This window comes from Streptococcus oralis subsp. oralis (assembly GCF_002096445.1).
GTDB lineage: Bacteria > Bacillota > Bacilli > Lactobacillales > Streptococcaceae > Streptococcus > Streptococcus oralis_N.
On the sequence record NZ_NCUK01000013.1, the window covers coordinates 874,208 to 888,643 of the forward strand.

Here is a 14,436-nt window from a genome sequence, read left to right on the forward strand (position 1 = left end):
ACTATCTACCTCTATCTTCATCAAAATTGTTTAGAAAAAATCTTTTAACACTATCAGCTAGCACAATACTTAACAGAGGAGGAACAGCATTGCCTATTTGAATATTTACTTGAGTTTTTGAACCATAAAATTGAAAGCTATCTGGAAATGATTGGAGTCTTGCTCCTTCTCTCGAAGTTAAAGCTCTATTTTGCTTAGGATGAATGCATCTTAAAGAAGAGGGAGTTGATAAATTATTCGTAATTGTTGATGATGGTTTATCCCACCATAATCTTCCATAAGAGTTTCTATAACCTGACGTTAGGTATAGTTCTTTTGAAGCTTTCCCTTCATCAACAAGTTTATTGATTTGATTTTTTCCTTCACCTTGCTTCACTAACTTCATAATTTCTAACATTCTTAATCCGTAAGTTCCATTTTTATGATTAGTAAGTCTCCTCTCTCCATCCCTCATTAGATATTGATATTTAGTATTGGGTTTTGAATCGTAAAATGATTTTTCCTCACCATTATTTAACTTAGGCAAGTCACTAATTGCATCAGAAACAGATAGTGGCTTACTTACTTTTTGGTGAGGGAATTCCCAACCTTCTTTAATCAATAAATCATTTCTGATACCAACTAAAAATACCCGCTCTCTGCTCTGTGGCACACCATAATCTTTAGCATTAAGTAACTCCGTATGAATATCATAACCAAGATTGTCTTCAAAATCTCGGAAATTCTCAAAACTTTCAATGACATTTTCTATTACAGGTCTATTTTGGTCATCTTTCATTGTTAATAACCCGTAAACATTTTCAAATATAAACATTTTAGGTCGTATAATAGATAATAAACGTCTATATTCTTTATACATTTTTGCACGTTCATCATATTGACGCTTCCCTACTGTACTGAAAGATTGACATGGGGGACCTCCTATAATTAAATCTACGTCATGGATATCCACCTGTTTATCGTTTAAAAATTCTTCATCAATAGTTTGAATGTCGTCATTAAACATTTTAATATTAGGGAAATTAGCTTTAAAAGATTGTGAAGCCTCAAAATTTAATTCATTTGCAAAAATAATCTGAAAACTATCGTCATCTCTAAATCTATTTCGATATATTGCTTTCTGAAATCCAAATGTCAATCCACCGGCTCCAGAAAATAAATCTACAACTTTTATAGGCATATTTTTCCTTCCTTAATGTTGATATATAGTGATTTACAACATTACAAATAAGTATCCATGGTGCTAGTTCATTTCAAAATAGTGTAAATTATGAGCCAGAATAATTTGTTCAATTCGTAACTGTAGTCCGGCTAGCCCTCTAGCTAATGTATGTTCGATGTCAAAGAGACGACACAGTTCAGAAAAACGAGTTTCAATAGTTCGTCTCATGGCCATTACTTTCCAATTGTTATGTTCTTCGGATCCTGTCATGTTTTGTCGAAATGGTATCCATAGATGGTCATCTTCCTGTTTTAAGTCATTTTTGAGTTCACCGCTTAAGTAGCCAAGATCACCTAGAATAACCGATTGCTTACATCCCTCTAATAGCTCATAAACCACCTTGAGTTCGTAGACAGAGGCTGGTGTGACAACACAGTTCAGAATACAACCCGATAAGGTCACTAGCATATGAACCTTGAAACCGTAGAACCAAAGATGTTTAGAGACATTATAGCCAATATCGGCTAATCCTTTAAAATTGGCAACTCTTTGATTGCGAACTGGTTGGCAAAGTGGTAAGGAAAAACTATCTATAATCGCTATTTCATCAGGCGAAATCAAGTCGCTCATAGCTTTTCGGATTAATTGGACTAGCCAAATCATTCGTCTAGACCGATGATTGAAACGACTTCTTTCTAGTAACTGACCACAAGGAAAGAGATGTCAGATGGTGTAGAAATGGCGTTGTGACGTTATGCCTAGTTCAGCTTGTAACAAAAGCAAGACAAGAAGCGCTTCATCTGAAACTTTTCCTAAGCCAACATTACGCCGATGTTTAAAGGAATCTGGGAAATAAGTTTTATAAAAGTAATGACAAATTTGTGATAATTGGCGAACATTCCATTGCAAATGATAAGATTTAGCAGTATACTGTAAGTAGCTCATTTAGACTAACCTCCTGTATGTTTCGTCACTTACAGTATAGTCCTTTTGGACTTTTTATTGTATTTTGAAATTAACTAGCACCACGGGTAAGTTCTATCTCTTTGATAAATCTGAATCTGGTCAAAGAGTTGCTCTCTTTTTAACTCCCTAAGATTATCAACCAAGTGCTCTACAATATAACCATGATGTTCTTTAGGTGTTGCTCTGGACTAAGCTGGATTGATAGCATAAAGTTCCTCGTAACGAATTAAGGTACTGAGATAGGACAGTTTTGGTTTAGTACCAATAATAGCTAAAGAAACTTGGTAGCCTTGCGTGCTGAGTTCGTCGACCAGATACTCTACCATTTTTCCTGCAAATCCCTTGGTATAGTCCACGCTGTCCTTGCCATACTTTTCTTGCAGTGCTAAGTAATTGGGATGTTGAGAACGGTAGCTATCACCATCGATGATAATGATATTACCTTGAAATTCTTTTTGCTTGATACGATGAATAGTCGTATTACCTGCTCCGCTTTGTCCACCAAGTAAAATGGCTTTCGGTTGATCTGGAATCGTTTTTCCGCGAGTTAGAACCCAAATTGTTCGTTGTAAAGCTTTCTGAAACTCAGCCTCACTAAATTCTTCCAATATCATTAAGCCACCACCCGATGATGCACCATGTCTAGCATCCGTTCGATACCGTCTAAGTAGCCACTATAACGCTCGATTTCATCGAAAGTATCGACAAGGTATATTTTCGTATTGATTAATTCAGCCAAATCATCACTCATCAAAATCCAAGGATTTGTTTCATCATCAAAAGCAATATCTTGACTATCCTGGTATCTATAAAGCTGTGATAAAATGGCTGCTCCACATTCTTTTATCACTTCTATTTTTAAAGTCAGTTGGTAATCTTCAACAGGTGATAACATATTGTCCTCCCCTACAATATCAACATAAGAGACGTTAAATTTTTGACAAATACGGTCGATAAGTTCTGTTAAAACTTTACTAGTTCCATTCTCATAACGACTTAAGCTATTGCGTGAAATATTGACCATTTTTGCAAATTCTGGCTGTGTTAAATCGTGTGTTCGGCGTAGTGATTTGATATTGTCTCCAATAATAGATAAAGACCTCCTCATATTTGCTTTCATTATACCATAAAAAAACGGATAACGGACCAAATATGGTGCATTATCCGTTTTTAGGTTATATGATTATTAGTCCGTCTCGCTCCGTTAGGTGCGAGACAAAAAAACCACCCGCTATGCGGGTGCGCGTCGAAGGTTATACCAAAAAACTCCGAACGCGATACAATAAAGGTGTTCAAGCCAATTGTAAAGCGAAAGGAGAAAAATATGGCACAAAAGGCTCATAGTTTATCGCACACAAAGTGGCACTGTAAGTATCACATTGTGTTCACCCCTAAGTATAGACGAAAAGTCATCTATAATCAATATCGAAGTAGTTTAGGCGAAATATTTCATCGCTTGTGTAGTTATAAAGGAGTTGAAATTATCGAGGGTTACTTAATGCCAGACCATGTACATCTGTTAGAAAGTATTCCATAAAGGATAAGTATTTCGAGTTTCATGGGTTATTTAAAATGAAAAAGTTCACTCATGATGTTTGACAAACACGCTAATCTCAAGTACAAGTTTGAGAATCAGCATTTCTGGGCGGAAGGTTATTATGTAAGTACGGTGGGACTCAATGAAGCTACAATTAAGAAATATATCTAAGAACAGGAAAAGCATGATATAGCACTAGATAAATTAAGTGTAAAAGAATATGAGGATCCCTTTAGGGATAGTGGTAAGTAATACTAAAGCCTCTTTGAGAGGCGAATGATGAGTCAAGAGCAATAAGGATTGAACAACGTGAAAGCCAGCGTCTTTAGGCGCTGGCTGGTAATTTGGGCTTATAGCTCTGGTACAAACCACCCGTTAGACGGGTGGTCATGATTTAGAAATAAGAATCTAAAGTATGGATGATTTTATATAAAACTCCAATTTCCTACTCAGCATCCTTCCAGTTCCGAGCAATCTCTTCGTCTTTCTGGAGTTGGTCTACGAGCTCTTCGATGGAGTCAAATTTGACCATATCTCGGACACGGTCTAGCCAGTAGACCATGACTGTCTCACCATAAATATCATCTGAAAAGTCAAAAATGTTGACTTCAAAACGTGGCTCTTCTCCATCGAAAGTAACATTTTTCCCAACACTTGCCATTCCACGATATCTCTGACGTTGTACTTCTATATCGACTACGTAAACACCGTCTGCTGGCATATAGGTTCGATCTCTGAGGACCAGATTGGCTGTTGGATAACCGATAGTACGTCCTCGTGCATTTCCATGAACGACCATTCCACGGGTTGGGAGAGGTGTGCCTAGTAGATGGTTGACTTCCTTGACATCTCCATCAAGAATAGCTTGGCGAATCCGTGTGGAACTGATCTTGCCCTTTTCGTCCTCGACCGGAGGAACAATGATAATCTCTCCATCAAAATAATCCTTCAGGTCATCTGCAGTTTTCTTATCTGAACCAAAGGTGTAATCAAATCCTGCTACGATAATCGCTGGTTTTAAGGCTCTAACATAAGTATCAAAGAATTCTTGACCCGTTAAACTAGCAAATTTGCTACTAAAGTCCAGTAAGAAAAGAGCCTCTACTCCGTGCCACTTCATCTTGTGCTCCCGTTCCTCATGATTGACGATATGGAGCATGAGCTCAGGTTGGTAAGGTTGTAAGGCAAGTTTTGGTGACTCTGTAAAAGTCATCACGACAACTGGCAGATAATCCTTCATTGAAGCCTTGCTGGCCACTTCAAAAAGTTTCTGATGCCCCTTGTGGATGCCATCAAAATAACCTAGTACAAGGACTGTTTTTCCCGGTACTGCAATGTCTTTTTCGTTCTTAATAGGTACTGTTGTAATCATGAAACTATTATATCATAGAGCAAGTCTTTTCGCTAAGAGGAAATCCCAAATGTCGTTTTTTGCGTCTGAACTGACCTTGATAGACAATTCCAAGCTATGAGTTTTAAAAAATAGCACCTCCTAAGAGATGCTATCGTTTGGTAACTAGTTTACTGTTTCTTCCAAGTCTTTTAACTTAACCGAAACAATCTTAGATACACCTGATTCTTGCATGGTAACTCCATAGATAGAATCAGCTGCCGCCATCGTTCCCTTACGGTGGGTCACGACGATAAACTGACTATCCTTATCGAAGCGGTTGAGGTAATCCCCAAAACGTTTAACATTAGCTTCGTCCAGCGCCGCCTCTACCTCATCCAAGATAACAAAAGGAATAGTTTTGACTCGAATGATAGAGAACAACAAGGCCAAGGCCGATAGGGCTTTTTCACCACCACTCATGAGGTTGAGAGATTGGATTTTCTTACCTGGAGGTTGAACAGAAATCTCCACACCAGCTGTTAAAAGATCGCCCTCAGTTAATATCAAGTCTGCCTGACCTCCACCAAACATCTGTCTAAAGGTCACTTTAAAGGACTCACGAATAGCCTCAAAGGTTGATTTAAAGCGTTCCTTAACCTCATCATTCATCTCTGTGATGGTCTCAAGGAGTAGGTTTTTAGCAGACAGAATATCATCTCGTTGACTATTTAGGAAATCCAAACGGTTGTGGACTTCTTCGTACTGTTCAATAGCATCCAAATTGACTGGACCGAGTGAGCGAATAGCTATCTCAAGATCTTTAACCTCTTGCTCTGCCAGATTGAGTTCTTCCAACTCATGCGCTTTTTCTAGAGCCTCAGTGTAGCTGATCTGGTACTGGTCAGTTAATTGAGCTTGTAGATAGCGCAAGCGTTCGCTGACCTTTTCTTTCTTGGCTTCAGCACGTGTTTGTTTGCGAATCCACTCCTCATTTTGCTGACGAGCCTGATCCAAATGGATGGCAATATCATCCAGCTGACCTTCGATATCATCCAACTCAAACTGTTTGCGTATCAAACCTTGTTGGAGGTTTGTTTTCTGAGTTTTGGCCTCTTCCACCTGCTGATTTAGCAGATCCGTATCAACTTTCTCAAGATTATCAACCTTTTCTTGGAGGAGACGCTGAATCTCCTCTTGCTCGATATCCAGATTATCCAGTTCCTTGCCTAAGCGTTCAATATCAGTCACTTCGTACCGTTTTTGTCCTTGCAGTTCGGACTTAAGCAAGCGCGCTTGAGAAATCTGTTCCTGCAAGTTTTGATAACGTTCTTGAATAGCGTTTTTGTTAGACTTAATCTCTTCAATCTCAGCTTCCAGATTTTGCTTTTCACTGGTGATAGTAGCAAGGCGCTCTTGGCATTTTTCCTTGTCCGCTTGCCAATCTCCTTCAGATAGGCGATTTAATTCCTCTTCTTGAAGTTTCCAAAGCGTTTCCAGTTCTTCGACCTGCTGATTGGTTTGTTGATAAGCAAGGTACAAGCCTTGCTCCTGAATACGAGCTTGCTCACCTTGAGATTTGATAGCTTCTAATCTTTCTGTTAATACTACCATCTCATCTTGCAAGGTCTTCAAAGTCGCTTCTTCTGACCGCAAGTCAGCTTCTTCTTCAGCAATTTCTTTTTGTAATTGTTCCAGCTCTGGCTTGATGAAAATACTGTTGTTTTGACGATTGGCTCCACCCGCGTAGGAACCACCTGTGCGCAACTCTGTCCCATCCAGTGTCACCATGCGAACCTGATAACGAACTTGGCGAGCTGCGGCACGCGCATGTTCTACAGTATCAAAAATCGCTGTCGTAGCTAGCAAGTTCTTGAAAATGGCTTCTAATCTCTTATCAAACGACACCAACTCATCTGCCATACCCAGAAATCCTGGACTTGCAGCGATAGCATCTTGATTCTGACTAGAAATCGTACGAGCCTTGATAGTCGTCAGTGGAAGAAAGGTTGCACGACCAGCTCTGTTACGTTTTAGGAAATCAATCGCCTTTGTTGCCGCGTTTTCGTCTTCTACGATGATATGTTGACTGCTAGCTCCAAGCGCAATCTCCAATGCAGTTTGATAGTGCACATCAAAGGTCAGGTGCTCACTGACTGCCCCAATGATCCCACCAAGGCGGTCTTTTTCTTGGAGAACACTCTTAACACCCGCATAAAAATTACTATGATTTCTAAGGATATTCTCTAAACTTTGGGCTCGAGCCTGTTTGTTTTTGAGACTGTCCAGACGGTCAAAGAGTTGGCTCTGCTGTGCTTGGTAAGAAACCTTCTGCTCTTCTTGCTCCTTGGCACTAGCTTGATAGTCTGCCAATAATTTCTGAACCTGCTCCTTGGCAGTTTCAAGCTCAGCCTGCTGTTGACTGGCCTTCTCTTTAGCTGTAGCCAGTTGTTCTTTCAATTTCTCAAGTTGATCAGCTTGTTTTTGAGATAGTTGACGGCTGTTCTCCAGTTCATTCTCTATTCGTGTCAACTGGTTTGAGACATCTGCTTCTTCTTGTAAAAGGGCCACAAAACGTTCACGTAAGAGCTCAATCATTTGGTCAGGATCATCTGAAAACGCCAACAACTCTGCTTCTAGGCGATTGAGTTCCTTGTTGTTTTCAGCTAGTCTTTCCTCTAATTGTTCTGAGTTCGCTTCTTTTTCAGCCTTTTCCTTACTTAGAGACTTTCTCTTATCTTCCAGAGTCGCCAAACGGGCTTGTGCTTCTTGTTGATTAAGGGCAACTTGCTCGGATTCCAGTTTTGATAGGGCTAGTTTTCGCTCTAAGTCACTGATTAGACTGGTCAAATCCATCAAACTTCCTTGATCCTTGGCCATTTCAGCTTGGAGATCCTGGCGTTTCTTTTTAAGAGTTTGATTTTCCCCTTCTAACTCTTCACGTTTTTGGTAATAACTGGTCAAGAGTTCCTGAACTTGCGTTAGCTCTTCTTCTGTCAGCTCTAGTTCGGCCTTATTTTCCTTGATTTGGGCAACCAGTACATCCAAGTAAATTGCCTTACGTTGACCATCCAAGTCGAGAAACTTGCGCGCATTTTCAGCTTGCTTTGCAAGGGGCTTGATTTGATTGTCCAACTCGTAGATAATGTCTTCAAGGCGGTCTAAATTATCCTGAGTTTGTTGCAGTTTACTCTCTGTTTCTTTTCGACGAGTCTTGTATTTTAAAACTCCAGCAGCTTCTTCAAAAATAGCTCGGCGTTCCTCTGGCTTGGAATTAAAAATCTCCTCAACCTTCCCTTGAGAGATGATGGAGAAGGAATCTCGTCCCAAACCTGTATCCAAGAAGAGGTCATGAATATCACGCAAGCGCACTTTCTTGCCATCAATTCGATACTCGCTATCTCCACTACGATAGATATGGCGTTCTACCTTAATGACTTGCCCTGCATCCTTGATGAAGCCATCTTCATTGTCCAAGGTCACGATAACAGAGGCATAATTGAGTGGTTTGCGGCTTTCAGTTCCAGCAAAGATAATGTCGGGCATCTTGCCTCCACGAAGACTCTTGACACTAGACTCTCCCAAGGCCCATCGCAAACTTTCTGTGATATTTGACTTCCCAGAACCATTGGGCCCAACGACAGCTGTCACACCTTGGTCAAAGACGACCTTGGTCTTGTCAGCAAAGGACTTGAATCCCTGAATCTCAATCTCCTTTAAATACATGAATCCAGCCCTTTCTCAACTGCATTTTTGGCGGCCTCTTGTTCTGCCAATTTTTTAGAACGGCCTTGACCTTTTCCGATACTCTTGCCCTCAACCAGAACTTCTACATCAAAAACCTTGTCATGGGCAGGCCCCGTCTCAGAGGTCACCTGGTAGCGAATATCCACATCGCCATTGACCTGGAGCAACTCTTGCAAGTGTGTCTTGTAATCCTTAATCATTTCAAAGTCACCTGCTTCAACCTTGGGAATCATGACCTGATAGATAAATTCTTTTACTCTAGCAACATCCTTGTCCAAAAGCAATGCTCCCAAAAAGGCTTCAAAGGCATCTCCAAGAATGGTGTCACGATTGCGCCCACCAGACTTTTCTTCTCCTTTTCCTAGCTTGATAAACTGATCAAACTGGCAATCACGCGCAAAACCAGCCAAACTCTCCTCACGGACAATCATAGCACGGAGTTTAGACAAATCTCCCTCCGGTTTCTTAGGATATTTTTTATACAGATATTCTGAAATCAATAATTGCAGAACAGCGTCTCCTAAAAATTCCAAGCGCTCATTGTGTGAAATTTTTAAGAGGCGGTGCTCATTGGCATAACTCGTATGGGTAAAAGCCGTTTCCAGTAAGTTTTTGTCTGCAAATTCGATTGCAAAACGCTTCTTCAGTACAGTTTGTAATTCTTTCATACCAACCTCTTTCTAACTGATAACAGTCCTTCTTATTATATCAAAAAAAGCCCTCTGAGTCACTTTAAAACGGGACTAGAGGGGATTTGAGCATTTTTTAGAACAAACTTTTCAATTTTAGGGACAAATTTGGAGCGAAATAAAGAAAAAAGCCTTAAGTAAGGCTTTCATAGGCTTTTTACATCCACCCTGAGGGAATCGAACCCCCATCTCAAGAACCGGAATCTTACGTGATATCCATTACACTAAGGGTGGAAACTTGTCTTATTATAACAAAAATTTGCTCTAATAACAAGTTTTTTATGGGTGGACTACCCATCCATTAGTGGGATGCATCCCCGTTCCAGATAGAGTTTTTCACGATCACATAATCAACGTGTTTGAGGTCAGCAACCTTGCGTCCACCTGCGTAGGAAATAGCACTTTGCAAGTCCTGCTCCATCTCAGTAAGGGTGTCTTGCAAATGCCCTTTAGCAGGCAGTAAGATGCGCTTACCTTCCACATTTTTATATGCTCCTTTTTGGTATTGAGAAGCTGAACCATAGTATTCTTTGAATTGTTCACCGTCAACTTCAATCGTCTTTCCTGGGCTTTCGATATGTCCTGCAAAAAGGGAACCAATCATGACCATGCTGGCACCGAAACGGATAGACTTGGCTATATCACCATGAGTACGAATCCCACCATCAGCAATGATCGGTTTACGCGCTGCTTTAGCACACCAGCGAAGTGCTGCCAACTGCCAGCCACCTGTACCAAAACCAGTTTTGACCTTGGTGATACAAACCTTACCAGGACCGATTCCAACCTTAGTGGCATCCGCTCCAGCATTTTCTAATTCACGGACAGCTTCTGGTGTTCCTACGTTACCAGCAATGACAAAAGTGTCTGGTAATTCTTTCTTGATGTGTTGAATCATAGAAATCACGCTATCCGCATGACCATGAGCAATATCAATCGTGATATACTCAGGAGCATCAGCCTTGAGTTGGCTAACAAAATCATACTCGTAATCCTTGACACCAACTGAAATAGAAGCAATGAGTCCTTGATCGTGCATGCGTTTGATAAAAGGAATGCGCCCAGCCTCATCAAAACGATGCATAATGTAAAAGTAACCGCCTTTAGCAAGTTGCTCTGCTACGTTCTCATCCAAAATCGTCTGCATATTTGCTGGTACAACAGGTAGTTTGAAAGTGTGATTTCCAAGTGTGACACTCGTGTCTGCTTCTGCACGGCTTTTAATGACACATTTATTTGGGATCAACTGAATATCTTCATAATCAAAAATTGGAAATTCATTTAACATATCGATGTCTCGTTTCTTTTGTAATGACCTACCTATGCTTGCGCATCTCTACGCCTTTTTCCGACGTTTCCTTGACATATTATAAACCAAAGTACAGTTTTTGTCAAATATTTTTAATAATCAAATTATATCGTTCGGGAATTGTTTATATAAATAGCGAAAAAAGTGAAGAGACTATTTTCTCCCCACTTCTTCATCAATAATCGCTTTAAAATTTTCTTCTGAGTTTTCCATCATTTTACAAAATTCATTGTAAGATGAAGCATTCTGAGGGATTTGGATAGACCACTTCTTCAATTGAGCTCCATAACCAGCTAATTTTCCTATTTCACTATTTACTGACTGCTCCATACTAGGAAAAATCAGTCCAGCTTTCTCAGCTTTTAAAATATAAGAATAGGAAATCAGCTGGAACAAGTCCTCGCGGTTAATTCCCTTTTCAGTAAACTCCAGTTTTTTATATTTTGCATCTAGGACAATCTTTCGTTCTCTGTCATAAAAATCTGGATATACTTTTCTTTCACGATTAGAAAATACTGAAATACCGTCCGTCTTATCCTTATTTCGTGGATAGATGAAATCTTTTGGCAACAAGGTATAAACATACTCTTCCCAAAGCCAGGAAACATCAAAAAGAATACCATGGATTTTTTGCTCTTGATATCCTAACCCATGCTTCTCTCTATTTAGGATCATCAGGCAAAGCTTTATTTCAAGTAAATTAGACCTAGTATCTCTTAAATTATACCACAATTACACATGCTAACATCATAAAAATTGTAATCGTTTTCTATTCTAAAAATAAAGAGCAGATCAATATTTTTTGCCCCGCACAACGAAAACTGTTTTCTTGTTTAGTATCTTTTACTTAGTTGTTGATTTAATATTTTCTAAAAAAATATTTTTAACATTTTGCAAATCCGCTTGAATTTTTTCAACATCCGTTCTTATATAAACAATTAAATCTTCACTAGATACCTGTTTTTTTATACGGGCATAATCATAATAATCTTGTTTACCATATGTTTTCCATTTTTTTCTTGAAGATGATTTTTCTAAAATTGAATTATCCTCTAAATTGAAATTATACAAACAAGTTTCCTCTTTTATAATCTCACATATTCTTTCTAAATCAACTAATTTTGCTTTATCTTCAATAGAAAAATTAACCTTATGTCTATATTGATTTCCTTGTATCTGGATATCAAATGATGACGTAGTACCATCGATAGGAAAATTGATTCCAAAAAAATGCTCTCCTCTTATTCTATCAGAGTATGTTTTATACCCTAAATCAGCAATCTGACTCTCTAAATTCGCATAATGAATCTTCTCGATAACTGACCTTAATCTCATACCTTCAAGTACTTTATTAATAGACTCTTCAAAAAGTATGATTTACCATAACTTACCTTTCCAATAAATTCTTTCACATTCTCCATATATTCAATATAATCTATTAAGAATAATCTAAAAGTCTCATCTACTTTATCAAGCAAATCTTTATAATACTCAGTTAACTCACCATAACTTCTTCTAAACCAACTATCAGGCAAATCAAATCCAGGTTTAACTAAACTAAGAAGTATCCCTTTAGCATTAGAATTTTTTTCAGAATAACGAACTAATTGACTTTGGTCAGGTAAAGACTTAACTTTATTTTCTATAAAAATAACATGAATCTGTCCATCTTCAGCAGTTACCTCAATTGTTAAATCAATCGAGTTTTTTTCTCTGAATACCTTCAAGTCTGTATATTTTTTATTTATATTGATAACATCACTAAAAAATTCATGATTAATAAATTCAGACTTTTCCAGAACAACAGCAAATAGATTGCTGTGATATAATTCCAAATTACTAAGTGAAAGTTGATAATTCAGTGTATTTTCTATTTTCTTTCTAAGAGCTAATAACTCATTATAATTTTCCATATTACAATCCCTTTACTATGATAGTTAATATATTTTTACTTGTTTTTATTATACCATAAAAATTTAAAAGTGTGATTTCCTAGAGTGACACTTGTATCCGCTTCTACACGGCTTTTAATCACACATTTATTTGGAACCAATTGAATATCTTCGTAATCAAAAATTGGAAATTCATTAACATATCGATGTCTCATTTCTTTTATAATGACCTCCCTATGCTCTCGCACTCCTACCTCTTTTCCGACGTTTTCTTAATTCATTATAAACCAAAGTACAGTTTTTTTTAATAAATTTAAAAATTCAATTCAAATGTTCAGATTTTCTTATATAAACAACAAAAGAAAGAGGAGAGATTATTTTCTCCCCACTTCTTCTACATTCTAATAATACTCACCCTGACGGTAGTCCCATGAGTTAAAGGTATCTGACAGGTGCATCATGATTTTATCAATGTCAAGCCCTTTGCGGATAACAACTGGCGCTGGTGAGGTTGAACGTGCTCCACCTTGTTCTGGGATGAGTTTTCCGTCCTTATCGACCATAGAAACCATCACACCTTGCTCGTAGCGCGTTTCAATCGTTTTGTCTGGTTGGATAGAAGCAACGTAGTCATCTGCTTCGATGACAAGGTCCACTGCTCCTTCGATACGTTCTCCGATTCCTTCTACCTTACCACGGTTTCCTTTTCCAGATGGGTTAGCTGATGAGGCATAGACCATTTTGCCTTCTTCCCAAAGTTTGGCAGCCAATTGTTCACCAGCTTTCCCGAATTTGATAACAAAACAGCTAGTACCACGCACGTCAGTCATAAGTTCTTCACGGCCATCACCGTATGCTTTGAGTTTTTCAAAAGCTTCTGGTTTCCATGGAAGGATGCAACCAAGGAGAATGTCTTCATCCCAATGTTTTTGATAGAAGGCTTCAATTTCTGGGTTGAGTTGTGCTAAAGCGCGAAGCTCGTCCATGCTACCGCAGAGAACAACACCTGGTTTGTTACGGTTACGCTCTTTGGCTTCAAATTTGCGTTCAAGACCTGCCTTATCGCTAGTCATGATAATGTAACCAACTTTAGTAGGACAAACGATACATCCGCCCTCACCTTTTAAAATGTCATAGCCTTCTTGTGAAAGTGTTCCGTTCCATTGAATGTGTTTTGTCATAGTTCTATAGTTCCTTTTCTATTTTTTCTAATCCTGCCAGTAGGCTGGACGTTGTTTTTCATAAGCAGCAATCAAGTCTTCATACTGCAAAGTAATACCGATATCATCCAAACCATTTAAGAGCTTGTGTTTCCACTCGCTATCTATTTCGAAAGTGAATTCTCCAACTGGTGAGATGATTTTTTGTTGTTCCAAGTCCACAGTTACCTGGTCGGTCGGTTTGAGTTGGGCTAGCTTTTCTCTAACCTCCCTAGGCTGAACAATGGGCAACATGCCATTATTGAGTTCATTATTGTAATGAATGTCCCCAAAAGAACCTGCAATCACGACCTTAAAACCATAGTCAGCTAGAGCCCAAGCTGCGTGTTCCCTCGAAGACCCCGCACCAAAGTTATCCCCCGAGATGAGGATACTGGCTTTTCGGTATTCAGGTCGGTTAAAGACAAAGTCTGGATCCTCAGTGTAGTTATCGTCCAGATAACGCCAAGCATACATGAGGTACTTGCCAAAGCCTTTCTTATCAATCAACTTGAGAAACTGCTTGGGTAGGATTTGGTCGGTGTCGATGTTATCATTCATGAGAGGAACGGTCGTTCCCGTATAAACTGTAAATTTCTCCATAT

The 14,436-nt window shown here is 38.9% G+C and carries 10 protein-coding genes, 1 tRNA gene and 4 pseudogenes; 1 reads left to right on the top strand and 14 read right to left on the bottom strand.

Annotation, left to right across the window (positions count from 1 at the left end):
- Position 1: 1 nt before the first annotated feature.
- The 4 genes and pseudogenes from B7721_RS07625 to pezA all read right to left on the bottom strand — a co-directional run bounded on the left by B7721_RS07625 (position 2) and on the right by pezA (position 3,218).
- A complete protein-coding gene (locus B7721_RS07625) occupies positions 2-1,180 on the bottom strand; it encodes a DNA cytosine methyltransferase (RefSeq protein ID WP_042902198.1) in 1,179 nt (392 codons plus the stop codon).
- Positions 1,181-1,243: 63 nt separating this feature from the next.
- Positions 1,244-2,107, bottom strand: a pseudogene (locus B7721_RS07630) (IS982 family transposase).
- Between the two features lie 89 nt (positions 2,108-2,196).
- Positions 2,197-2,742, bottom strand: a pseudogene (locus B7721_RS07635) (zeta toxin family protein); the annotation flags it as partial.
- Positions 2,742-3,218: a type II toxin-antitoxin system antitoxin PezA gene (gene pezA / locus B7721_RS07640; protein WP_042902582.1), complete on the bottom strand. Its 477-nt coding sequence runs from the start codon at positions 3,216-3,218 to the stop codon at positions 2,742-2,744. The pseudogene B7721_RS07635 and the gene pezA, both read right to left, overlap by 1 nt.
- A 234-nt stretch (positions 3,219-3,452) precedes the next feature.
- Here pezA and tnpA point away from each other — a divergent pair.
- Positions 3,453-3,917, top strand: a pseudogene (gene tnpA / locus B7721_RS07645) (IS200/IS605 family transposase).
- Positions 3,918-4,110: 193 nt separating this feature from the next.
- Here the strand turns inward: tnpA and B7721_RS07650 are convergent.
- The 10 genes and pseudogenes from B7721_RS07650 to leuD all read right to left on the bottom strand — a co-directional run bounded on the left by B7721_RS07650 (position 4,111) and on the right by leuD (position 14,434).
- A complete protein-coding gene (locus B7721_RS07650) occupies positions 4,111-5,037 on the bottom strand; it encodes a bifunctional riboflavin kinase/FAD synthetase (RefSeq protein ID WP_042902197.1) in 927 nt (308 codons plus the stop codon).
- 144 nt (positions 5,038-5,181) lie between these two features.
- Positions 5,182-8,721, bottom strand: a complete 3,540-nt coding sequence (smc, locus tag B7721_RS07655; protein WP_084878382.1) for a chromosome segregation protein SMC — start codon at positions 8,719-8,721, stop codon at positions 5,182-5,184.
- Complete coding sequence (gene rnc / locus B7721_RS07660) at positions 8,712-9,410, bottom strand: ribonuclease III (RefSeq protein ID WP_000661472.1); 699 nt, start codon at positions 9,408-9,410, stop codon at positions 8,712-8,714. The genes smc and rnc overlap by 10 nt, the downstream gene beginning before the upstream one ends.
- Before the next feature lie 183 nt (positions 9,411-9,593).
- A tRNA-Arg gene (locus tag B7721_RS07665) sits at positions 9,594-9,665 on the bottom strand.
- A 67-nt stretch (positions 9,666-9,732) separates the two neighbouring features.
- On the bottom strand, positions 9,733-10,719 hold the full coding sequence (locus B7721_RS07670; protein ID WP_000931163.1) for a GMP reductase: 987 nt from the start codon (positions 10,717-10,719) through the stop codon (positions 9,733-9,735).
- A 174-nt stretch (positions 10,720-10,893) separates the two neighbouring features.
- Positions 10,894-11,427 (bottom strand): annotated as a pseudogene (locus tag B7721_RS07675) (5-methylcytosine restriction system specificity protein McrC); the annotation flags it as partial.
- Between the two features lie 156 nt (positions 11,428-11,583).
- On the bottom strand, positions 11,584-12,075 hold the full coding sequence (locus B7721_RS07680) for a hypothetical protein (protein ID WP_084878386.1): 492 nt from the start codon (positions 12,073-12,075) through the stop codon (positions 11,584-11,586).
- Positions 12,072-12,653, bottom strand: a complete 582-nt coding sequence (locus B7721_RS07685; protein WP_084878388.1) for a PD-(D/E)XK nuclease family protein — start codon at positions 12,651-12,653, stop codon at positions 12,072-12,074. Before B7721_RS07685 ends, B7721_RS07680 begins: the two co-directional genes overlap by 4 nt.
- Before the next feature lie 380 nt (positions 12,654-13,033).
- The gene (locus tag B7721_RS07695) at positions 13,034-13,813 is read right to left on the bottom strand and encodes an L-threonylcarbamoyladenylate synthase (RefSeq protein ID WP_000160505.1); all 780 of its coding nucleotides are present in this window, start codon (positions 13,811-13,813) and stop codon (positions 13,034-13,036) included.
- A gap of 27 nt (positions 13,814-13,840) precedes the next feature.
- The gene (gene leuD / locus B7721_RS07700; RefSeq protein WP_000410640.1) at positions 13,841-14,434 is read right to left on the bottom strand and encodes a 3-isopropylmalate dehydratase small subunit; all 594 of its coding nucleotides are present in this window, start codon (positions 14,432-14,434) and stop codon (positions 13,841-13,843) included.
- Positions 14,435-14,436: the final 2 nt, after the last annotated feature.

Bases quoted from the DNA above. Each gene is read 5' to 3' on its own strand.
- B7721_RS07670 (WP_000931163.1), bottom strand. From the start codon at position 10,719: ATGTTAAATGAATTTCCAATTTTTGATTATGAAGATATTCAGTTGATC.
- leuD (WP_000410640.1), bottom strand. From the start codon at position 14,434: ATGGAGAAATTTACAGTTTATACGGGAACGACCGTTCCTCTCATGAAT.
- smc (WP_084878382.1), bottom strand. From the start codon at position 8,721: ATGTATTTAAAGGAGATTGAGATTCAGGGATTCAAGTCCTTTGCTGAC.
- B7721_RS07695 (WP_000160505.1), bottom strand. From the start codon at position 13,813: ATGACAAAACACATTCAATGGAACGGAACACTTTCACAAGAAGGCTAT.
- B7721_RS07680 (WP_084878386.1), bottom strand. From the start codon at position 12,075: ATGAGATTAAGGTCAGTTATCGAGAAGATTCATTATGCGAATTTAGAG.
- rnc (WP_000661472.1), bottom strand. From the start codon at position 9,410: ATGAAAGAATTACAAACTGTACTGAAGAAGCGTTTTGCAATCGAATTT.
- B7721_RS07685 (WP_084878388.1), bottom strand. From the start codon at position 12,653: ATGGAAAATTATAATGAGTTATTAGCTCTTAGAAAGAAAATAGAAAAT.
- B7721_RS07625 (WP_042902198.1), bottom strand. From the start codon at position 1,180: ATGCCTATAAAAGTTGTAGATTTATTTTCTGGAGCCGGTGGATTGACA.
- B7721_RS07650 (WP_042902197.1), bottom strand. From the start codon at position 5,037: ATGATTACAACAGTACCTATTAAGAACGAAAAAGACATTGCAGTACCG.